Raw genomic sequence first — 21703 nt, forward strand, 5'->3', positions numbered from 1 at the left:
GCAAATTATCAACATATCAAGCGTTACGCTGTTGGTACTCGTTGATCGAACACGCCGCGGCGGTCCAAGGGCATCGGGTGCGCCACTCGGGGAAAGCGACCAAAATATGGCCATCGCGTACGACGGCACGACCGGTTTCAGGGTCATCGAGAATTTCCGCCCGCGCGTCGCCATCCTCGAGATTGATTTATCTGGTATGAACGGCTTTGTCCGCATTCGCGTCCACCGTGGGGTGCGCTCCGGTGATATTTTCAGGGCCGCTCAGGTGGACGACCTGAGCCGTGTTGCGAGGACATCAACTGCGAGTGGCGGGTCCGAGCGATGAATCATCGCGTGACAGTTGGCGCACAAAGGGATCAAATCCTTAATCGGATCGATGACGTACGAAGCGCCGACCGAACTCAGCGGCCGCAGGTGGTGCACGTGAATGTAACCGCGTCCGATGTCGCCGTAGACTGCCTCGAAGTCAAAGCCACAAGCAGCACACCGATAGCCGTGGAAGGCTAGACAGGCCTTGCGCGCGACGGGGTTACGTTCGTAAGCGTTTACCGTCACGCGCTTCAGCGCACCTTCGAGGATCGTGGGTGGTACGGCGGCAGCCACGTCTGTCGGAATTTCCTCAGCCGAGGTGCCTTCACCTCCATGGGCGGCGTTCGTAAAGCGCCAGCGCACTCGAGCGGGTATATCGTCCAATACAGATATGGCGCGGCCCAGACCGGCGTACGTGAAGCTGTCGCGATCATTCTGGCGCCAGAAAATGTGAACTTCCGCGCCAGGCGCAGTCATCTTGGCAATCATCGGCTGAGTTCGATGACTCCTGGTTTTGCCGCTCCAAACCAACTCATCGCCCTCGAAGCGGTTACCGTAATCGTGCCCAGTCCGGCCCGGCGTCCCAACGCCGCAAAAGACGAGATAGGTTCCATCATGTTGGACGTATCCCGTGAGCCAACTTCCGCCGCTCGGCAGATCGGGAAGTCCAACTGCCAGCGCGACATCACGACGGCTATAGCTGCCTCCCACATCGAACTGAAATTTCATAGATTATCGTTCCCCGGACACGCCTCAGTTTGGTGTCATGCTACCGCATAGGCTTTCAGGCGACCGCCGGTGCATTGCGATGTGTGCAACTGGCATTTGAAAGGTGCAATCCAGCACAGATGCTTTTCGGGGCGTCTTTGGACACGAGACGGAGCCGGAACGAAAGTCAGCCGGAATCGTAGAGCGGTAGTCTCACCGTTGATCAAACGGACGTCGGCAAAGGCCCAAACCGTGCCCGTCGCTATGGACTCAATGTCGTTTGCGATAATCCGTTAACTATATACACACAGACGGTCGCCAAAAGCCTCGAACAATAACGACAAGAGGAGAAACAGATGAACGAAGCATTCAAGTCTGCCAGCACGGGGTTGCCCATGTGGACGTCGAAGGAAGACAAGCGTGGCCTTGATCCGCTGGGCATGCAGACCACCAGCATCGCCCTTTATCAGGAACTGCTTCCGGGCATTAGCAACGTGACGTTGCGCATGCGTTATTACGGCTTCTATGCGTGGATCGCGCAAAACTACGCTGAACGGATCGGAGAGACATCGGTGGAGCGCTGGTGCATTTGTCTGCGACGTGCTGAAGCGCTGTACGCTCTCGTCGCGGCGGTGGCGGACAGCGAGCGTGGCGTGGCAGGCGTCATCTGGGCGAGCAACAAGTTGGCGCAAACCGCGTCGGGAGATCTGGTGTTTCACCCGAACACAGATCGGGGCAGCCATCCGCAGTATCTGAAGCAGAAGTTCGGTGCCTTTGGTGCGGCTTATGGCTCGCAACTTATCGAAATCGGGGCGCTTGAGTACGTCGACGCGCATCAGGTGCCGGTACCGACAGCGGATGTCGGCGACCAGCTTGCGAAGCTGTTCAACGCGTCGGTCGGCGACGCCGCCGAAGTCTTCTGGCATGCCGCTCAAGAGGGCACGGTCTCGCGGCAAGAGCTTGTAACGCTGGCGATCATGCTGCCGTCGCACATCGAAGCGGGTAGCGAGGAATGCCGTTTGTACCAGGACTTGCTGTTCGCCAAGCTTCACCCGAAGCGGCCTGCAGCGGTCGTGCGCAGCCAGACCTTGCGCCTGATCCTGCGCGCGGCGCAGGCGAATGCCTCTGGCATCGACGTGGAGCAGGTGCGCTGGACGCTTTATGCCGGACGAAACGCGGATGGCGAAGCATTCGATGACGTTCCCTCGACCGAGGACGAACGCTGTTTCGCGTGGAGCGTATATCACGCCAACGATCTCCTGCACGTCGCCTACGAGGCGATTCTCAGGTTCGTGCTCGATGTGCTTGCACTTACGCCCGCTGGCCTGCCACTGGAACACCTGGTCGTAAGAGTAGCCGAACGGCTGACTGACGCGCTGGCGCACCATGAGGCTGGCACGTGGGACTTGCTCCTGACGAACATCCGGCTCGCCACCGACCCGTGGTCTGACAGCGATGCACTCTCCGAATATCGGCTTCACAACGACGTGCTCGCCATCAGCGATTCGGACGAAACCGATGGCGATGCCATCGCCGCGCGGGCGGTCTTGCTGCTGGCCGTTCTGCACAAGCGGTGGGAGGACCGGTTGGAGCGCGTCAAGCTGTGTTGCCCGGTCGTCACGGAAGGCGAGTTCGTACAGTCAATCGTGACTGAGCTGTCCGACCTGCGCGCGCATGCACATCTCCCTCTGCCCGAACTGCTCATGCGGTTGGTTCGGTGCAGGATCGTCGAGCGGCACCTTTGGGTGGCGATTCAGAAGTTCCGTGGACAGGGCGATTACACTTTCCTGCTCGAATGCGATGACGGACGCGTGCGGCTGCGTCAGGGTACGGGGCCGGTACTGACTAATCCGCGTCTGTCGTCCGCAATTACTTTTCTTAGAGACCTGCACCTATTGAACGATGCAGGTCCGACTACCGCCGGCCTTGAGGTACTCGCCGCATGAAGCTCTTCAACTCCTTTGCGGAAACTGGCTATCACACCACCATCGTGACGACCTTCGGCGTGGACTTTGCCGCCTACGAGTCGATCGCGCTGCCGCGCTTACGCGAGGCGGGCAGCAGCAACAATGTTTTAGTCGCCGATGCGCGGATGGTCGCGCAGGCCATGGAAGGCGGCCTCCGGCGACCGCGGTTCGCTGGCCGCCGCTATTCGGTTGTAGGCATTCAGCCGGCTGGCGTCTTTCATCCAAAGCTAATCCTTCAGCTCGGGAATGCGTCGGGACGGCTGATGGTCAGTTCCGCGAATATGACCGCGGCAGGCCTCGCGGGAAATCTCGAGGTCATCGGGGAAGTCAGGACCGATGAAGCCGATCCGTCTGCCGTGCCGATCCTGCGCGCTGCACTCGACTACCTTGAGCGTTTGCTGCCTGAGGTGTCGGTGGCGCGACGTCAACTGGATTGGGCTTTGAAGCGGACACGCTGGCTGGCGGAGGCAACGCCTGGCAATGGCACCGTGATGTCCGACGACGGTGGCGTGCTGGCATTTCTCGCCAGCGGCGGGAGCCGCGGCATCGGCGCGCGCTTCATCGAGCGGATCGGCGCGCGACGGGTCACGCGCTTCATTGCGGTCAGTCCATACTGGGACGCGGACCTCGGCGCGCTCGATCGCTTCAGGCATGAACTTACGCCTGCTAGGACGGCAGTCCTGCTGCGCCCCAACACGCGGCTTTTTCCCGTGCATCGATGGCGGAACGACTCGAACGTGAGCCTACACGACCTCAAGGACGTAAAGAACGCAGGCTCCAGCCGCTTCGCGCACGCTAAGATTTTTATCGCCGAAACGGAGACGGCCGACTGCATCCTGTTCGGCAGCGCCAATTGCACGACGGCGGCCCTGGGCGCGGAAGAAGGGGACGGTGTCAATGAAGAAGCGTGCTTGTATCGCGAGACCGCGCCGGGCCGGGCGGCCGAGTTGCTCGGGCTGGATAGTGCACTGATCGATGCGACGGCCATTTCACCGGAGACGGTCGCTTCATACCAGCCCGCCGACGATATCCCGATGGCAGAGTTTCAACGCCGCCTGCCAGGACGCTTCGAACTCGTCGGCGACCGGCTGTACTGGTGGCCGCCAACTGGGCTGGATGCAACTCACGCGGAAATCGCCCTGTTCGACAGCACTGGCGCGCGCCTGACGGTTAGCCTTGAGCGCGTTGGAAGCGGTGCCGAACGTTTTTGCTATCGATGCCGTGCTGAGGCAGTACCGCACTTCGCGCAAGTGAGCGCGGACGGCTTTGAGTCGTCGCTCGCTATCGTGACCATCGAGCAAGCCCTCAAGGAAGCGCAACGCCGCTCTAGGAGCCGTGCCGTCGATAACGCGCTCGCGTTACTGGACGACGAGGATGCCATCGAAGGGCTGTGGCTGCTTGAAGTGATTCAGAAACTTCAAGCAGCGGAGCGCGAGGCCGAGGCCACAGCCGGAGGTCGGGCATCCGGTCACGAAAGAGAGGAGCGCGACCGGCAGGGTGAAAAGGATGAAGGCGTTTCGCGCACGCTGAGTTACGAGCAGTTTATCGCTGGCCGCAGAGAGGCCGCTGCCGGAGAAGACGATGCATTGGTCAGCCATCTGACATCGTCGCATCAGGAGTCGGTGCGCGGGTTCCTGAATGCGCTCATCGGGCGCGGACGGCTGCCCGTTGAGACCGGCGACGAAGACGACGCGGCGGGCCAGAACTGGTCGCTTGGCGATGAGACGGCGAATGGCGACGGCGCGCTGGATAACGACGACCGGTTCGGCTCGGACGATCTGGTGTCGTCAATTAATGTCGATGCCGCCACGCAGCGTTTGCGACGTCAGCGCCAGTACGTCAACGACACGCAGAAGAGTCTCATCGAAGCCGTTGAAGACTTCATCAAACTGCTCCAGAGCGAGGCCTCGAAGCGTGATCTAGATGTGGTGGACTTACTGCGTTTGCGTGCGCTGCTCGTCGTCGTGTTGGGCGCCGGCAGCCGGAAATCCAACTTGATGCCCGGGGATACCAATGCGAAGGTGTCGCGGCAGCAAGTGCTGCCGAGTGCGGGCGATGCAAGCTGGCAGCGACGTGTCACCCGGCTGCTCTATGAGCTGTTCCGCACGAGGAGCGGCGGACAGCCACTGATTGCGCGAGTTGTCGTAGATCCCGGCCTCGGCGGCGGACTGCCTGAGGATGTGCTCGAGTGCTGGGCGACGTGCTTCTGGGCCCTGTGCGCAATGCGCGTCTTTGTTAGCGAAGAGGGAGTCCCGGTACAGAACGGGCACCGAGAGGATCGATTGGCTGCGGCCCTCTATCGCTTCGCCTCTCTGCTGCCAGAAGAAGCACTTGGCGATGCAGTGAGAGAGGTCTTCGCAGGCATGTCCCATCGTTACGGAGCGCGCCTCGGTGTAAACGAAGCGGCGGTGCTTGAGGAGCATGCCCGCCTTTGCACACAAGCGCAGGAGGTAGCTCAATTTGCGTGACGACCAAGGACACTAGCGAGAATTGTTCGTCGGCGACACGTCAGTATTGCTTCAGCGGGGCGAGGACCTACGAAGACTAAGTGCGGTCGCCTAGAATGCTATTGGGTACCAGCCCAAGTGGTGATGGCGTAATCTCGATCCGTTTCTGCGAAGTTGAGTCTAGCCATGAGCAAGAGGACAACGATATTCCTCGACATCGATGGAGTTCTACATCCAAATTCTGTGGGCGAGCTCGAATACGGGCCCAACGGACCGGTGGTGGTCGGGCAGGGAGTTTGTTCACTGCAGACCAAGCTGGCCGAACGGGTCAGCGGGAAAGCAGTCGACATCGCAATCCACAGCACCTGGATCTATATGTTCGACCTCAAACGCTTGCAAGATGAGTATCTGCGCGAGCTGAGCGCAGCTACCAAAATTTATCTCACGAACCGGCGTATCGAGAGCCGCTCGCTACGGATAACGGACTATATGCGAAGGCATCGGCTGACTTTAGCCGATGTCCTGATTCTGGATGACGCCCCCAAGGAATTCGCATCCGCCCCGGAACTACTATCCCGCCTCGTCGTATGCGATCCGGCCCGCGGGATAGACGATCCCGCCGTACTTCGACAGATTGATGAGTTCGTTTCCTAAGCGATACTGATCTCTGTCAGTCGGGGCTCGATTTCGCAGGATGCGTAGACGCAGGTCTATCTTGCATCGCGTAATGCAGAGCGCGGGCATCGTGTAGTGCATGGTGGCGACCGCCGAACTGTTTGTAGTAGGACTCCAACCGAACCTGGTCGATCTGGTCACGTATGAGAAGCCCCTGCCAGCCACTGGGGACACCATCGAGGATATCTACAAGAAGATCCCAGTCTCCTGCGAAGTCCATGCAGAAGATGCCGCCCTTGAATGGGTGCAGCCACTCGTGAAGCACCCGCTGGAGATCTTGGCGAGAGAACACTCGGTCAGGATATTGACCTAGTTGCGGCAGCACCGCTTCATGGACAAATGCACTACAGGCGCGTCGATCGAAGTCGTTGCACTCGGCGTAGAACTCCTGGCCATCATCGGCGACCAACGCAACGCTGATTAGATGGCAGTCGATGAAGTCGGTGAACTCTGTATCAACAAAGATTCGCATTGTCCCCCCTTGGTGTTGAGCACCAGATTGGTAACGACATAAGGATGACGTTTCGCGTTCGCCATGTAGGCTCGCGTTACTCTGTCGGCGCAGGCGCGAGCCGTGACTCGACGATCGAGAGAAACTCTACAATCGAAAAATCAAGTCCTCTGCACAGCGCCACGACGGTGTCGAGCGTTGGCGAACGGCGGCCCTGCTCCAAGAGCGATATGTACGTCCGGTCTAGGTTTACAGCAAACGCCAGCGTTTCTTGCGTGAGATTTTGCGATGTTCGGAGCTTTCGCAATGTGAGGCCGAATGCGACGTTATGATTGCCGCGAGCTGGATAGGTGTCTGACTTAAGACGATAAGGAGTATCGCTTTGAGATGCACTGCTTTGTATTTTCTCAAGATCGATAGGTTCGATTTTCATTGGATGTGAAATTGTAGGTCCGATTCTCAACTGCGCGAATCGTTGCCGGGCGAGATCGCCCAGCGACGATTCGTGCTCTTGCCGGTTCCTGCAGTAGTACGCGGCTACTTGTTAAGTGGCAGAGACGTCCGCAACGCGATAGAAATACTGCCGTGAGCGATCCACGGACGGCCCCGTGATCGCGTCGACCCCCCGTTCGCTGAGGCGGCGCAGAGCCGCCTTCGGAGAGACGTTCCAACGTTTGGCAATATCGACCAGTGAGACGTAGGTTGATCGGAACTTCACAACGTCATCTTTAGTGACCAGATCTATCGCTCGACCATTGACCCGATACACATCATGAGGCAATAGACCAGATCGGATCAGGTGATACGCAACCTCCTCCTTTATTGAAAGCACCTGTGCGACTACCTGGGCGCTCATCGTCGATGGTGGAAGACGCTTTGCACCGCAGATAACCGAGCGGACGTCGTCCTTGTGCACCAGATATGCTCCAATTCCGCGGACGCCTGAGGCCTTCCCGAAGGATCGTACTGCACCGCTAAGCAGCGACTCAATGACGCTCACGAACACCGCATTATCTCTACACATGTGCCGGAGTACATGCCTGAGCAGCAGGGCCTCCTCGGGCGAATGGTCCGCGCGGTCGCATGTTGGAAGGTCAAGCAGGCGGCGCACTTCGTGCACAGATATAGACCACTTGCTCCTATGATAATTCGGAGCTTCCCCGATCAAGCCGGCGCTCAGCAAGATGCGAATGCGGCGACGACTTATGCCGAGTAGTTCACTAGCTGCGTGTAGATCGATGACATCGCGAAGAGCGGCCCTCGTCTGCGCAACACTATTCGCGTCCGCGACAGCAAAGCGTCGTCCCATAGGACTACGTAAAATACGAGCATTGAGTCCGCCAGTCGAAATCAACCGCCAGATCACGCCACGCGAGCACCCCAATTCTCGACGAATATCGGCTGCGGAAAGCACGGTGTGCCACTTTCGCTTGCTGAATGCGCGATGCCGTCCATCGATTGCCCCATACCAGTGGCCATCGAGGTAAGCCTCGAACTCTCGCCTCATGAAGTCGAATTCATTGCCCGCGAGTGTCTTGTAGAGTAAGCGATAAAGGCCGGAGTATTTTCGACGAATGCTCGTTTCTGTCGTGGTCTTTTCATCGTACTTGGCCATCATAGTCTGGAAGCTATATGGCCAGTGCAGCAAAAGTTGAGCGCATTGATCCACATAGTTTGCGGCCGTGCTCAAATTCTGAAGCCCGGGTGTCCGACCATGACGATGTGTAGGGCGAGCGGATATGTGCGGCGCCAACGCATGGAGCAGGCGCAAGAGTTGAGTCTGTGAAAGGCGTGCAAAAGGCGTGACAAGACGGCGCGACGCTCGTTGCTCGGAACTGACTAGCTGCCTCGAGCCGTTACCGCTGTACCACTGCATTAACGTCGTATGCGTTTCCGGTGCTCGCTCCATTGTCATCTCGGTAAACCTCCGACCACACGTGCACTGCATGTGGGATCCGCTCCTCCACGTCAGCACCTTGCCGCATGCATCGCACGACTCTCTTAGCATCGTGTTGTGTGTTGGGCATGCTACGAAAATGCTTAGCGACCATGCTGACCTCATGTAGTGGTCTTCGGCCAGGCATGCTGGGCACCAGCGCATACGGATTCTATTGAGCCACGACTCCTTCTCAGGCGAAGCGGTATTGCCCTCCCGTTTAATCCATGAAGGCCACGGCTCCGGCAGGCAGTTCAGTTGTTTGGTCGAAATGAAGGTTAGATCGGTAAGATCTTCGACAGTGACGGGATTTTTTTGAAGGATGTCCTTGACGAAATCGAAGCTTCCTGGGTATCCATTGATACCCAGGAGCCGGCGCAGATATTCAGTGAGATTCTCGTCTTTGTGAGGTGGATCGCGGAGTAAGAGAGGTGCGCGGCTCATCTTGCCCCCCTCCTCGACTGACGGCTCGTCTTGGGTTTCACATCAATGCTCTCTGCCGCAAAGGGTTCCAGCCGTCTGTCTAAGCGACGAAGACAGAAGTCCTTGTTAAACGGATTAAGTTGGCCATAGCCAGCCTCCCAAATTTGTTCGACGAAGGATTGTTCTAGGATGGCTTCTGAAACTGTTGTCGAATCGGAGCGGAATGCAAGCATCAGCGCGCGTTGAAATAGCGAGACCAGATACCCGATCCGACCATCGGTCGCGTAGTACAGTCGCTCGAGTGCCTCATACGACGATAGCTGGAGTGCACATTGAATTGGTAGCGCGTCGAATAGCGTCGACACAAGAGTCACAAATTCCTGAACCCGTGTCTCGTTGTCGAACGTCATCGGGTTCATGGGTAGAGCTGCCGAAAATCGACGTCGAAGCTGCCCGTTCGTAGCGACAAGTACCTCAGCACGACGAATGCCGACGAGAACGACGGGCTTCGCGATTCGATCCGCAAAGTACTTGATCCAATCACCCACCTTGTAGATCGTCGGTGATTGCCCTCGATCGTGGACATGCTGCAATTCGTCAAGTATGACCATGTCGACCGAACATGCGTGAATTAGGCCGATCAACCGCTCGGTCTTCGACGAGTTGGTCCCTTTGGACGGAGCCGGGTCTCCGATTTTTGTCAGCAGGCACTCGGCAACCGAGCTGATAGTCGCAAGCGCCGGGATGGAAGCATAGAGAACAGGTACGACGTCTCGGTGGGGTTCAGAGTAGCGCTGATTTTCGCCCTCGATAACTTTGCATACCGTAGTTTTTCCACATCCAGTTTCGCCGTACAGCGCCATACATTCGACGAGCCCAGTTTTTCGGTACAGGGACAGCGATTCCGATATGCTGCGATAGGCGGTCTCGAATTGTGGAAACATGAGGGTTTCACGGCGAAACCGATCCAAGGCATCCAACTGCTTCGCAGACAAGGCTGAGATTTCCTTCATTTTTCCACCCGTTAGATGATGTTTCGCTGGATTCGATTTAGCTTTGCAGTGGAATCCAGGGTGTTTACTGGGGAGGTCATCACAAGGGATTTTTGAGGAGGCGGAGGGCTCGGCGTTGCGTTTCCGGACGGGTTTTCGTTGCTCACTCCTAGCGCCTTTGCCGCCTTTCGGCGCTGCCGGAGATGCTTCGAGTTTGCGAGGCCAGATAGGGCCTCGGCAATCTCGATGCGCGCTTCCATTAGGCTTGTAGCGTGTTCGCCGCTTTCCTCGCTATCGCGACAGTACTTCCTGATCAATCTATGCTGTGCCAAGCGAAGTCCGTTCGCGTAGTCTGCTTGGACGGCCGGCACGCGAATTTTCTCTTGCCCGTCGGGCGCCCAAAGCCATATAGAGCCGAGGTCTTCTGGGTCGTACGCAACTCGAACACGTACGCCTATGCCGTAGGTCGAGATGATGGGTAATAGATCGTCGCTAGCGTAGTAAAGGCCGTTGAGCAACACGCCGTCATGGCGTAGGCTGCGCCTTTTGTAGATTCCAAGGTGCAAAGCGATTTCTTCGGCTGATGCGGGAAGTTTCTGAGATACACCGACGATTCCCTCTTCCCACTTTTTGCTCGGAGTAGTACCGATACCCTTGTGTACGGTTTGTGCGTAGACGTCAAGAAGCCACTTCTCAAACAGATGGGTGAATTCCGAAATTGTCAGGACGGCGCAGGTAAGCGGATCGTAGTCGCCGCGAGCTGAGAAATGTGCGAGGCTGGTACCCGGCAATCTATGGGCAAAGGAATAATTGCAAGTTTTTAGAAAGCGCTCTATCACACCTTTGAACTGCGGTTGTTTCTTTGGACAAAACAACAACTGCATTTGCAAATCGAAGCAGGCGGCGGCCAGTGAGTCGCTGTGAAATTCGAGGCCGTTGTCGCACACCAGCATTTCGAACCGACCGAAGCAAGGCCAAGGGTTCTGTACAGTCAGGTTTGGGACGACGGCTCTAGCTGGCTTCTTTGGGAGAAGTGCATGTCGGACTGCGCGCATGACCGCCAGCGTCGACGTGTCATCAAAGCTAATGTAATAGCCTAACGGCATTCGGCTGAAGACGTCGATCAGCATTGTCAAGGTTGGTCGACCACATGGAAGCCATGTTCTTTCGTCTACGAGAAATACGTCGAATGGTGTATGGTCGACTTCTACCCGCTCAAGGACGCGGGACACCTGTACACCTCGTCGAACTATTCGATATCGTCGGTCAGCGGCAGATTTTCCTTCATTGAGTAAAGTGATGTCATACTCAGGTACTCTGTCGAACAATCGGTACAGAGTTCTCGTATTGGGAATCTGAAGATGCTCGTTTGCCGGGAGAAAGTGATTGGTTTGGGAAATCTTTTTCGACAGGCGATCCTCAACGTTCTTTATCGCAAGTTTGCAAGCGATGGCTGCTTCCTCAACAATGCTTTCCATGAAGAGGTCAATGACTTTCTGGTTCGTTCGGGGTTTGCGCGGGCCTTTGAGATCGTGTCTGGGTATTAGCCTACGTGGATCGTTTGAAACTCCAATAGCTTCGCACCAGCGATAAACAGTTGTGGGACTCGGAGGTTTTTTATCGTTGAGCGTCTGGGCTACTTTCAGTATGAATGGACGTAAAATTTTTGGTGTGTATGATGGGCGGCCATTTGATAAAATGAGATCTACGTAGGCTTTGCGCCGGAGTGCAGCTACTTGCACTGACTTTTTAAGCTCGCAAAACGGACGGCCATATCGGGATCGCAAAGCGCTTTCGTTAGATGGGACATCTGCTTCTGTGAGGCGTCGGGGTACGGCCACCACTCGTCCCTCCGCGTAGGCCTCCAAAATCTCCTGCCTTGTCTTACGAACGAGATCCAACGTCTCGCAATTCTCAAGTGTGATACTTCCGTTATCGAGTGTGCGATCGATACGAAATTTCGCGCCATCGATCTTAAAAACCTGTCCTGTCGTCAATGAGAAACCATTCATGATTACTCTCCAGAGATAGGTTGACGGGCGTGTCATGGCTGAGTGGACGATCGAGGGGACATGTCGCATGTCCACGCATAAGAAGATCGACGACGGCGCTCGAACCCAGAATTTTGATTAGTTGTTCTAATGTATAGATTTCAGGACGAGGTATCGTCCCTAGGCCGCGGCGAATCGCATCGTAGTCGACTGTAGTGAGCGGCGCTTCATATCGCAGGCGCCTGAGGTTTGTCAATCGTGGTTGCGCGCGGATGACCTCATCCGTCAGAACTAGGAAGGGCAATCCGAGTCGATGCATGTGTTCTTCGATGTGATCGAATTTGGCCCGGATCTCCGGGGCAGCCAGACGACGCGCTGGCTTGATCTCGACAAGGAATTGCCGGCCATCCTTCAGTTCTAGCTGATAGTCGGGGGTGTAAAGGCGGCTCCGGTCTCCATCGGGAAAGGAGATGCGTATTGGCTGTTCCCGATAGGACGCGATTTGGGGGGACATCTCGAATAGGACACATGCATCTGCTTCAAGTAAGTGTTCATATCCGACCATTCGGTTGTTTTTGCGACTCGGGAAGAGTCCACGTGGAATTCCGCCAGACCGCGTCACGATTTTGCGGACCGGTTCGTGTCCAGCGGCCCATGGAAGCGGTATCGAATACCTCGTTTTCACTGCTGCTCCTTTTCAGGCGTGAGCTACCCCCTCGACAACCAACCGTTGTCGAGAATTGCGCCAACGATGGGCGAGCGCTATCCACGACTCGACAAAGGTTGCTCGAATCGCATGGGGTGGCGGATCGACAGGAAAAAGAAGGGCTTGACTCTGAGGGCGGAACGGAAGAGACTCGGCGGTGACTAAGCGACGGATCTCTATAGGTCCCGACCAAAGAGCGCTGCAGGCCCTTCCGGTCTGTGGCGCTTTTTCTTTACATGGCCCCTCCTTCGATCACGTCGGCATTGTGTAGAGCGTCTGGTTTTCGGTTTCGCACCAATGCCGCGTGAACGCTTGCGATAACCTCTACGTCTTCAGGACTCAGCTGCGGTAGGTCCTCCGCGATTGCCATGAACACTGCGTGCTTGCGGGGTGACAGCTCTTCGGGCAGGCGGAAAAATCGCTGAGATCTGCGCGCCACGTTGAATAGCTGGTGAATTCGATCGCTGTCGAACTCCAGGGCTCGACCTAGCATCTCCAAGAACGGCGACCCGTCTGGCGTCCGCCGTCCAGTCTCTACTGCGCTGATGTAGGTGTCGTCGACGCCGATACGTGCCGCAAGCGCGGCCTGCGTGAGACCGAGCTCGATTCGACGATCTCGAACGAAGTTTCCGAGGGCGGTCATTGGTCGACTACATTTGGAAGGTGGGACGGTAACCTAGGATAACTAGCCCTTCATTCGCCAGCAATCGATGGGCATTGGCACGGGCCATTGATAATGAAGCGGACAGAATGTGATGGTCGTCTTTGTTGAGGCAAATTAAATATTTGTTTTTGTTCCAAAGATGAATCTTCCTGCCAATATTCCGACGGCGGAGCTTGTCTTTTGTTAATTGTGATGTCCGCCAGGCTGTGACATCTTCAAGTGAATTTGCGGGTACAACTCGTGACCCTTCGCACGCGAAGGTATGCTCCATGGGCGATAATATTTTTCTATCGTCACTCGATTTTGTTAGGTGTATTCGTGGTGCTTCATGCGTTGCTTCACCGTCAGTTGATCGACGACGTATGCGTCGAATAGGGAAATGATTCGAACGGAAAATGCGGCTTAGTAGCGGGGCCGAAGCTCGCGCACCGACGACAGCGTGGCGGTTCGAAGTGTCCTCAAAATCTGCCGGTAACTTGTGCGTTTCGGCGAACTCAGCGGGGCGGGTCGACGCAGCAGCTTTAGCCAAAATGCTTAATTTTTGTGCGGTGATAGCCTCGCATCTTCCAAGTGTCGTCATCGGAATAGATATGCGAGCGAGGCGCCAGCATGACTGGCGGCGGACAGAGGTTTTGATCGTTGCGTGATCGCACGTCTTCTGGAATCGCCCCATCGCCTGCAGCACGGATCAGGGTGCAAATGGAAGCGTACGTATCCGTCAACGGTGCCCCGTGCCCAAGGGTATGTGCCGAAGTCTCGATGTACGGCGTTGCGTGCTCGTACTGGTCTTGCAGCTATCCTTTCTGGGAATCGTCCGCGTGCACATCTGTACCTTGAGTCGGTACTTGCCATCGATCGTTGATTTCCCGATGGTTTTCCCCACCGGTTCTTCTTCGTTCCGCCCGGGCTCGCTGCACCGGCAGAACGGTCTCGAAGAGGCATCAGTGCTCTGTCGCTGGCTCTGCCCGCAAACCGGGGCCAACCTCAGGTCTGACGGTCTGCTCAGCCGGTCTCGGAAAGATGACCGTCGAGCGACAGTCAAAGCGCTGATTGCCCCGATTGTGCCGGGCTGTACCGATATAATCCGAGGTCTGCAACACGCGGAAGCAGGCATGCTGCGTGTCGTTGATCCAATTGGATCAAGGAGAGCTTGAACGAAGCAGCCAATGGGCGCGCCTGACGTGGTTTTGATGAACTACCCGTGGCGGGCTGTCCGCCAAACCAACGGGCCATCTACCGCAGGAACAAATTCATGACCTCGACAGAAAATCAGGTCGAACAGGACCTGATCACCAAGCTCGGTGATCTCAAGTATAGCTACCGGCCCGAAATCCGCGACCGCGCTGCTCTCGAAGCCAACTTCCGTGCAAAATTCGAGGCGCTCAATCGGGTGCGACTGACTGACAGCGAGTATCACCGCCTGCTCGATAGCATCACCACTCCCGATGTCTACAGCGCTGCTCAGACGCTGCGCAACGTCAATAGTTTCGAGCGCGACGATGGAACGCCGCTGAACTACACCCTCGTCAATATCCGCGACTGGTGCAAGAACGATTTCGAGGTGATCAACCAGTTGCGTATCAACACCGACAACAGCCATCACCGGTACGACGTGATGCTGCTGATCAACGGTGTGCCCGTGGTGCAGATCGAGCTGAAAACCTTGACCGTCAGCCCACGTCGAGCCATGCAGCAGATCGTCGACTACAAAAGTGACCCCGGCAACGGGTACGGCAGGACGCTGTTGTGCTTCATCCAGCTCTTCATTGTTAGCAACCGCACCGATACTTGGTACTTTGCCAACAATAACTCGCGCCACTTCAGCTTCAATGCAGACGAACGATTCTTGCCCGTTTACCAGTTCGCGAGCGAGGACAACAAGAAGATTACGCAGCTGAACGGATTTGCCGAGAAATTTCTTGCCAAATGCACGTTGGGGCAGATGATTAGCCGCTACATGGTGTTGGTGGCCAGCGAGCAAAAGCTGCTCATGATGCGGCCGTACCAAATCTATGCTGTCAAGGCCATCGTGGACTGCATCCACCAGAACTGCGGCAACGGCTACATCTGGCATACCACTGGCAGTGGCAAGACCCTTACGTCGTTCAAGGCCTCCACCCTGCTCAAGGACAACCCGGACATCGACAAATGCTTGTTCGTGGTTGACCGCAAAGATCTGGATCGCCAAACCCGCGAAGAATTCAACCGTTTTCAGGAAGGGTGCGTCGAGGAGAACACCAACACGGAAACGCTGGTGCGTCGCCTGCTGTCTGATGACTACGCGGACAAGGTCATCGTCACTACCATTCAGAAGCTAGGTTTGGCGCTCGATGGCTCCAACAAGCGCAACTACAAGGAGCGCCTTGAGCCACTGCGCAACCAGCGAATGGTGTTCATCTTTGACGAATGCCATCGCTCGCAGTTCGGCGAGAACCACAAAGCCATTAAGGAATTCTTTCCAAACGCCCAGTTGTTTGGCTTCACCGGCACGCCCATCTTCGAGCAGAATGCCAGCTATCAACAGGTCGAGGGGCAACAGGCCAGCTACCGCACCACAGATGACTTGTTCCAACGCTGTCTGCACCAGTACACGATCACCCATGCCATCGAAGACCGTAATGTTTTGCGGTTCCACGTGGACTACTTCAAGCCAGAAGGCAGGAGCCTGCCCAAGCCAGGCGAAGGCTTGGCTAAGACTAGGGTCATCGAGACGATCCTCGCCAAGCATGATGCGGCCACCAATGGGCGCAAGTTCAACGCGGTATTGGCCACTGCTCGTATCAACGATGCCATAGAGTATTTTGACGCTTTCAAAACGCATCAGGCCAAGAAGCTGGAAGAGGACGACACTTTCCAGCCGCTAAACGTGGCTTGCGTGTTTTCCCCTCCCGCCGACGGCAACAAAGATGTGCAACAGATTCAGGAAGACCTGCCTCAGGAAAAGGAAGACAACCAAGAGGACCCAGAAGGCAAGAAAGCCGCGCTAACCCGCATCATTAGCGACTACAACGCTTGCTTTGGCACCAATCATCGCATCAGCGAATTTGACCTGTATTACCAGGATGTGCAAAAGCGCATCAAGGATCAGCAGTACCCCAATGCTGACCTGGCGCACGCGCAGAAGATTGACATCACCATCGTGGTGGATATGCTGCTCACCGGCTTCGACTCCAAGTATCTCAATACCCTATACGTGGACAAGAACCTCAAGCACCACGGGCTGATTCAGGCGTTCTCGCGTACCAACCGCGTGCTCAACGACAGCAAGCCCTACGGGAACATTCTGGACTTCCGACAGCAGCAAAAGCCCGTGGAAGAAGCCATTGCACTCTTCTCTGGCGAGAAGATCGACAATCCGCGCGAGATCTGGCTGGTGGATTCTGCGCCCAAGGTCATCGATGGTCTGCAGTCCGCTACCCAGAAGCTGGCCGACTTCATGCGATCGCAGGGCTTGGCCAATACACCCGAAGACGTGGTCAATCTCAGGGGAGATGCCGCGCGCAGCCAGTTCGTCAACCTGTTCAAGGAAGTGCAGCGCCTCAAGACCCAGTTGGATCAATACACAGACCTGAACGGGGAGCAGAAGGAGCAAATCGCCCGGATTGCACCACCTGACCAGTTGCAAGGCTTCAAAGGGATGTACCTAGAGACTGCCAAGCAGCTCAAGGAACAGCAGGACAAGCAAGGTGACCAAGCTTCGCCTGAAGTACAGCAGCTCGATTTCGAGTTTGTGCTGTTTGCATCCGCAGTCATCGACTACGACTACATCATGGGGCTGATTGCCCGCATGACGCAGCAAAAGCCGGGCAAGGTCACCCTGAACCGCGAACAACTCATCGGCTTGATCCAGTCCGATGCCAAGTTCATTGACGAGCGAGAGGATATCGCCGAGTACATCCGTCGCCTCCCAATAGGGCAGGCGCTCGACGAAGCCACCATTCGGGCCGGCTATGAGCGCTTCAAGGCCGAGAAGAAGGCCAGCGAACTTACTGAGATCGCCGCCCGATACGGGCTGGCTGCCGAGGCGCTGCAATCCTTTGTCGACGAGGTACTTCGACGCTGCGTCTTCGACGGGGAAGCTCTGAGCGAACTAATGGTGCCTCTGGGTTTGGGCTGGAAGGCGCGCACGCAGAAAGAATTAGCGCTGGTGGAGGAGTTGACGCCGCTACTGCGCAAGCTGGCGCAAGGGCGAGAGATTTCCGGATTGAGTGCATATGAGCAATGAGGACACGGGCGCAATGAACGAAGCGAACAACGAGAAACGCGCGTTGGTGCCACGACTGCGTTTTCCTGAATTTCAGCAGGCGGGGGAGTGGGCGGAGAAGCTTCTGAGCGATGTATGCGAGATTAATCCCGTCAAGACGACGAAGCATGACCATGACTCGGTAAGTTTTGTTCCTATGGCCGCGGTTTCCGAGGACGGTGGAATTAGCTGGTCAGAAATTCGAGCTTACGGTGATGTAAAAAGAGGCTATACATCCTTTGTCGATAAGGATGTGATTGTGGCAAAAATTACGCCGTGCTTTGAAAACGGAAAGGCGGCACTGGCCATTAATTTGGAAAATGGGGTGGGATTTGGAAGTACGGAGTTCCATGTTTTTCGCGCACGAAATAAATGCCTCCCGGAATTTTTGTTCTTTCAAATTTATCGCGATGAGGTAAGGAGGATTGGAGAGAGAAATATGGTTGGGAATGCCGGGCAACGGCGTGTCCCATCATCGTTTTTTGAATCTCTTCCGTTTTATTTGCCATGCAGCGCGGAGCAGAAAAAAATCGCCGATTGCCTGTCTTCACTTGATGGGCTGATCGTGGCGGAAGGCGAGAAGCTGCGGGCTCTCAAGGTTCATAAGGATAGCCTGATGCAGCAGCTTTTTCCGCGCGAAGGCGAGGCTGTTCCCCGCCTTCGATTCTCGCTGTTCCACGGGGCGGGGGAGTGGAAAAAACGAAAGATATCCGCCTTGCTCGCAAGATCGATTAATCCGGTCGATGTGGATGACGATGCGACGTATCAGGAGATCGGTATTCGCTCGCATGGGAAAGGGATATTCCACAAGGAATTTGTGAGTGGGAAATCTCTTGGGGCAAAAAGGGTTTTTTGGGTTAAGGAAAATGCTTTTGTTGTAAATATTGTTTTTGCTTGGGAGCAGGCTGTTGCAGTAACGTCGGCGGCAGAAGGCGGAATGATTGCCTCACATCGGTTTCCTATGTATGTGGCGAAGACGGGTAAGGCGAATGTTGAATTTATAAAATACTTTTTCCTGACAAAAAGAGGAAAGGAATTATTGGGAATTGCGTCGCCGGGCGGCGCCGGTAGAAATAAGACTTTGGGGCAAAAGGAGTTCGAGAATTTGGAATTTATGTTGCCACCCACGGTGGCTGAGCAAAATGAAATCGCGAATTTTCTATCTTCACTGAACGCCCTGATTACTACCCAAGGTCAGAAGGTCGACGCACTCAAGATACACAGGAAGGGCTTGGCGCAGCAGCTGTTTCCAGTGTTGAACGAGGTGCAGGGATGAGGCCGGACCAAGCCTACGCCAATCTGCCAGCGCTGGCCGCGCAGCTGCGGCAAGTATTGGAAGACAAGAAGACCATTCTGCTCTATGCCTACAACGGTACAGGCAAGACACGGCTGTCGATGGCATTCAAAGACATCGGCAAGGAGGGCGACGCTCGCGACACGCTCTATTTCAACGCATTCACCGAAGATCTGTTCCACTGGGACAACGATCTGGACGGCGACAGCGACCGCAGGCTCACGCTCAACGACGCCTCGCGTTTCTTCGCCGGCTTGGCTGAGCTTGAGATGGATAACCGTATCCGCCCGTTATTACAGCGCTATGCTGACTTCGATTTCCGAATCGACACGCAGGAATGGGCGGTGCGCTTTTCGCGCACTATGGCCGGACAGGTTATCGACAACATTAAGGTTTCGCGGGGAGAGGAAAACATTTTTGTCTGGTGTTTCTTCCTTGCCGTCGTCGAGCTGGCTATGGACCCTGAAATCGAGGCTTACCGCTGGGTCAAGTACCTCTATATCGACGATCCGATTTCATCACTGGACGAGCACAACGCCATTGCTGTGGCCAACCACCTGGCTCAACTGCTCAAACGGCCCGATAGCAAGCTCAAGACCGTTCTTTCGACGCACCACACGCTGTTCTTCAACGTGCTGTGCAATGAGTTGAAGAATGCTAAGCGGTATTTCATCAACAAGAACTCAACCGGTGGCGGCTACGTGTTGCGGGAGGAGACGGGGGATACACCGTTTTTTCACCACGTTGCTGCCTTGGCCGAGCTGTATCAGGCCGCGCAGGACGACCGTCTGTTCACCCACCATTTCAATATGCTGCGCACGATCCTGGAGAAGACGGCGAGCTTTCACGGGCACAAAAACTTCTCGGCGTGCATTAAGCAAGAAGATGACGATCAGGATGGCATCTTGCATGCGCGCCTGATCAATATCCTGAGCCACGGCAATTATTCGCTCTACGAACCCCAGCAGATGCTGGACGAGAACAAAGCCTATTTCAAGAAGATCCTGCATGACTTCTTGAGCCGCTATCCCTTCAATTCAGAATTATTCCCTCAGGCCGCTGAGGCAGCAGACACGCAATGACCGAATTCGAAAAAGAGAAACTGGGCAAGATCCTCTGGGCAATCGCCGATCAACTGCGCGGAGCGATGAACGCGGACGACTTCCGCGATTACATGTTGGCCTTCTTGTTCCTACGGTATCTATCTGACAATTACGAGGCCGCGGCACAAAAGGAACTAGGGCCTGACTACCCCACCCAGTGTGATAGCTCAGTTTCCACGCCGCTGCAGCTTTGGTATGAGGGCAATCGAGAGGACGTGTCCGAGTTCGAAAAGCAGATGCGTCGCAAGGTGCATTATGTGATTGAGCCGCAATACCTGTGGGGCAACATCGCGAAGATGGCGCGCGAACAGGGTAAGTACCTGCTGGACACGCTTCAAAAGGGCTTTGAACACATCGAAACAAAGTCCTTCGCCAGCACCTTTCGGGGACTATTTTCCGAGATCAATCTAGCCTCGGACAAGCTCGGGAAGAGTTATGACGAGCGTAATGCGCGTCTGTGCAAGATCATCAGCGAGATTGCCAAGGGGCTGATGCAGTTTTCCACTGACAGTGACGCGCTGGGCGATGCCTACGAATACCTGATTGGCCAGTTTGCCGCTGGCTCCGGCAAGAAAGCGGGAGAGTTCTATACGCCACAGCCCATTTCCAGCATCCTCTCGGCCATCGTTACGCTAGATGGGCAGGAGCCGGCGACCGGTCAGCGCAAACATATGGACAGCGTGCTGGACTTTGCCTGCGGCTCGGGGTCGCTGTTGCTAAATGTGCGCCACCGCATGGGGCTACATGGTATCGGAAAGATTTACGGGCAAGAAAAGAACATTACGACCTACAACCTGGCGCGCATGAACATGCTGCTGCATGGGGTGAAGGATTCCGAGTTCGAAATCTTCCACGGCGACACCCTGCTCAACGAGTGGGACATGCTGCGTGAGACCAACCCAGCCAAGATGCCGAAATTCGACGCGGTGGTTGCCAATCCGCCATTCAGCTATCGCTGGGAGCCGTCCGAAGCACTTGGTGAGGATGTGCGCTTCAAGAACCACGGCATGGCGCCGAAATCGGCAGCAGACTTTGCTTTTCTTCTGCACGGCTTCCACTTCTTGAGGCAGGACGGCGTGATGGCCATCATCCTGCCGCACGGTGTGTTGTTTCGTAGCGGGGCAGAGGCACGCATCCGAACTAAGCTGCTCAAGGACGGTCACATCGACACGGTGATCGGGCTGCCGGCCAACCTGTTTTTCTCCACCGGTATTCCGGTGTGCATCCTTGTGCTGAAGAAGTGCAAGAAGCCGGACGATGTGCTGTTCATCAACGCGGCTGAACACTTTGAGAAGGGCAAGCGGCAGAACCAGCTGCTACCTCAGCACATCGACAAGATCATCGACACCTATCAGTTCCGCAAGGAAGATGCACGCTACTCGCGGCGAGTGAGTATGGAGGAAATCGAGAGGAACGATTTCAATTTGAACATCTCGCGCTATGTGAGCACGGCGGAGATCGGGGAGGAGATCGACCTCACGGCAGTGCATGCTGAATTGGTTTCGCTGGATAAGAAGATCAGGAAGGCCACCAAGCGGCACAACGAGTTCCTCGCAGCCTTGGGACTGCCTTTGCTGCCATGACTATCCAAGGGCCGATGCTTAGTCTGCGGTGGACCGGGCTAAATCTGACCTGCTCCACTCGACAATGGGGTTTTCGGTGCGATATGAAATCCCGGCGTGTAACCGAATCTATCGAAATTCGTGTGCGGCCCGAGATGACGGACTAGTAATTGATTTTCAGGGGTTTTGATCCGTTGCCGAAGAACTCTTCGGAATCGAGAGCATTGATCGG

The 21703-nt window shown here is 55.8% G+C and carries 15 protein-coding genes and 1 pseudogene; 7 read left to right on the forward strand and 9 right to left on the reverse strand.

The genetic code is table 11. The annotated features are described in order from the left end of the window. Window positions 1-261: 261 nt before the first annotated feature. Window positions 262-1038, reverse strand: a complete 777-nt coding sequence (locus tag C5F75_RS01335) for an HNH endonuclease (protein ID WP_104011791.1) — start codon at window positions 1036-1038, stop codon at window positions 262-264. 335 nt (window positions 1039-1373) lie between these two features. Between C5F75_RS01335 and C5F75_RS01340 the strand changes: the two genes are divergently transcribed. The 3 genes from C5F75_RS01340 to C5F75_RS01350 all read left to right on the forward strand — a co-directional run bounded on the left by C5F75_RS01340 (window position 1374) and on the right by C5F75_RS01350 (window position 6085). Further along, window positions 1374-2963, forward strand: coding sequence for a hypothetical protein (locus C5F75_RS01340; RefSeq protein WP_104011792.1), 1590 nt, complete (start codon window positions 1374-1376; stop codon window positions 2961-2963). After that, window positions 2960-5452 (forward strand): phospholipase D-like domain-containing protein, encoded by a 2493-nt coding sequence (locus tag C5F75_RS01345; protein WP_104011793.1) that lies wholly within the window; start codon window positions 2960-2962, stop codon window positions 5450-5452. The genes C5F75_RS01340 and C5F75_RS01345 overlap by 4 nt, the downstream gene beginning before the upstream one ends. Window positions 5453-5617: 165 nt before the next feature. Next, entirely contained in the window at window positions 5618-6085 is a 468-nt protein-coding gene (locus tag C5F75_RS01350) for an HAD domain-containing protein (RefSeq protein WP_104011794.1), read from the forward strand. A 16-nt stretch (window positions 6086-6101) separates the two neighbouring features. Here C5F75_RS01350 and C5F75_RS01355 read toward each other — a convergent pair whose 3' ends face one another. The 8 genes and pseudogenes from C5F75_RS01355 to C5F75_RS01385 form a co-directional block, all read right to left on the reverse strand. Beyond that, on the reverse strand, window positions 6102-6578 hold the full coding sequence (locus C5F75_RS01355) for a 3'-5' exonuclease family protein (protein ID WP_104011795.1): 477 nt from the start codon (window positions 6576-6578) through the stop codon (window positions 6102-6104). A gap of 76 nt (window positions 6579-6654) precedes the next feature. Further along, window positions 6655-6990, reverse strand: a complete 336-nt coding sequence (locus C5F75_RS01360) for a helix-turn-helix domain-containing protein (RefSeq protein ID WP_104011796.1) — start codon at window positions 6988-6990, stop codon at window positions 6655-6657. A 111-nt stretch (window positions 6991-7101) separates the two neighbouring features. Next, window positions 7102-8172, reverse strand: coding sequence for a hypothetical protein (locus C5F75_RS37065; RefSeq protein WP_258048539.1), 1071 nt, complete (start codon window positions 8170-8172; stop codon window positions 7102-7104). Window positions 8173-8571: 399 nt separating this feature from the next. After that, window positions 8572-8937, reverse strand: a pseudogene (locus tag C5F75_RS37580) (TniQ family protein); the annotation flags it as partial. Further along, a complete protein-coding gene (locus tag C5F75_RS01370) occupies window positions 8934-9929 on the reverse strand; it encodes a TniB family NTP-binding protein (protein WP_104011798.1) in 996 nt (331 codons plus the stop codon). The gene C5F75_RS01370 and the pseudogene C5F75_RS37580, both read right to left, overlap by 4 nt. Window positions 9930-9940: 11 nt before the next feature. Continuing rightward, a complete protein-coding gene (locus tag C5F75_RS01375) occupies window positions 9941-11920 on the reverse strand; it encodes a Mu transposase C-terminal domain-containing protein (RefSeq protein WP_181035350.1) in 1980 nt (659 codons plus the stop codon). Further along, the gene (locus C5F75_RS01380; protein ID WP_181035352.1) at window positions 11883-12413 is read right to left on the reverse strand and encodes a TnsA endonuclease N-terminal domain-containing protein; all 531 of its coding nucleotides are present in this window, start codon (window positions 12411-12413) and stop codon (window positions 11883-11885) included. Before C5F75_RS01380 ends, C5F75_RS01375 begins: the two co-directional genes overlap by 38 nt. Window positions 12414-12837: 424 nt before the next feature. Next, window positions 12838-13248, reverse strand: coding sequence for a helix-turn-helix domain-containing protein (locus tag C5F75_RS01385; RefSeq protein WP_104011801.1), 411 nt, complete (start codon window positions 13246-13248; stop codon window positions 12838-12840). A gap of 1273 nt (window positions 13249-14521) precedes the next feature. On the opposite strand from C5F75_RS01385, the gene C5F75_RS01390 reads away from it, so the two are divergent. Genes C5F75_RS01390 through C5F75_RS01405 form a run of 4 tightly spaced genes read left to right on the forward strand, consistent with a single transcriptional unit; the run spans window position 14522 to window position 21492 of the window. Further along, window positions 14522-17494: a type I restriction endonuclease subunit R gene (locus tag C5F75_RS01390; RefSeq protein WP_104011802.1), complete on the forward strand. Its 2973-nt coding sequence runs from the start codon at window positions 14522-14524 to the stop codon at window positions 17492-17494. Window positions 17495-17507: 13 nt separating this feature from the next. Beyond that, window positions 17508-18788 carry a restriction endonuclease subunit S gene (locus C5F75_RS01395; RefSeq protein WP_181035354.1) on the forward strand — a complete coding sequence of 427 codons (1281 nt, stop codon included), beginning with the start codon at window positions 17508-17510 and terminating at the stop codon, window positions 18786-18788. Further along, the gene (locus C5F75_RS01400; protein WP_104011804.1) at window positions 18785-19888 is read left to right on the forward strand and encodes an AAA family ATPase; all 1104 of its coding nucleotides are present in this window, start codon (window positions 18785-18787) and stop codon (window positions 19886-19888) included. The genes C5F75_RS01395 and C5F75_RS01400 overlap by 4 nt, the downstream gene beginning before the upstream one ends. Continuing rightward, the gene (locus tag C5F75_RS01405) at window positions 19885-21492 is read left to right on the forward strand and encodes a type I restriction-modification system subunit M (protein ID WP_104011805.1); all 1608 of its coding nucleotides are present in this window, start codon (window positions 19885-19887) and stop codon (window positions 21490-21492) included. Before C5F75_RS01400 ends, C5F75_RS01405 begins: the two co-directional genes overlap by 4 nt. Window positions 21493-21703 lie beyond the last annotated feature (211 nt).

Source organism: Burkholderia anthinoferrum, from assembly GCF_002925705.1.
GTDB lineage: Bacteria > Pseudomonadota > Gammaproteobacteria > Burkholderiales > Burkholderiaceae > Burkholderia > Burkholderia semiarida.

Coding starts and splice junctions, on each gene's coding strand:
- C5F75_RS01385 (WP_104011801.1), bottom strand. CDS start 13,248: ATGACCGCCCTCGGAAACTTCGTTCGAGATCGTCGAATCGAGCTCGGT.
- C5F75_RS01390 (WP_104011802.1), top strand. CDS start 14,522: ATGACCTCGACAGAAAATCAGGTCGAACAGGACCTGATCACCAAGCTC.
- C5F75_RS01355 (WP_104011795.1), bottom strand. CDS start 6,578: ATGCGAATCTTTGTTGATACAGAGTTCACCGACTTCATCGACTGCCAT.
- C5F75_RS01370 (WP_104011798.1), bottom strand. CDS start 9,929: ATGAAGGAAATCTCAGCCTTGTCTGCGAAGCAGTTGGATGCCTTGGAT.
- C5F75_RS01345 (WP_104011793.1), top strand. CDS start 2,960: ATGAAGCTCTTCAACTCCTTTGCGGAAACTGGCTATCACACCACCATC.
- C5F75_RS01395 (WP_181035354.1), top strand. CDS start 17,508: ATGAACGAAGCGAACAACGAGAAACGCGCGTTGGTGCCACGACTGCGT.
- C5F75_RS01340 (WP_104011792.1), top strand. CDS start 1,374: ATGAACGAAGCATTCAAGTCTGCCAGCACGGGGTTGCCCATGTGGACG.
- C5F75_RS01375 (WP_181035350.1), bottom strand. CDS start 11,920: ATGAATGGTTTCTCATTGACGACAGGACAGGTTTTTAAGATCGATGGC.
- C5F75_RS01350 (WP_104011794.1), top strand. CDS start 5,618: ATGAGCAAGAGGACAACGATATTCCTCGACATCGATGGAGTTCTACAT.
- C5F75_RS37065 (WP_258048539.1), bottom strand. CDS start 8,172: ATGGCCAAGTACGATGAAAAGACCACGACAGAAACGAGCATTCGTCGA.
- C5F75_RS01380 (WP_181035352.1), bottom strand. CDS start 12,413: ATGTCCCCCCAAATCGCGTCCTATCGGGAACAGCCAATACGCATCTCC.
- C5F75_RS01335 (WP_104011791.1), bottom strand. CDS start 1,038: ATGAAATTTCAGTTCGATGTGGGAGGCAGCTATAGCCGTCGTGATGTC.
- C5F75_RS01360 (WP_104011796.1), bottom strand. CDS start 6,990: ATGAAAATCGAACCTATCGATCTTGAGAAAATACAAAGCAGTGCATCT.
- C5F75_RS01405 (WP_104011805.1), top strand. CDS start 19,885: ATGACCGAATTCGAAAAAGAGAAACTGGGCAAGATCCTCTGGGCAATC.
- C5F75_RS01400 (WP_104011804.1), top strand. CDS start 18,785: ATGAGGCCGGACCAAGCCTACGCCAATCTGCCAGCGCTGGCCGCGCAG.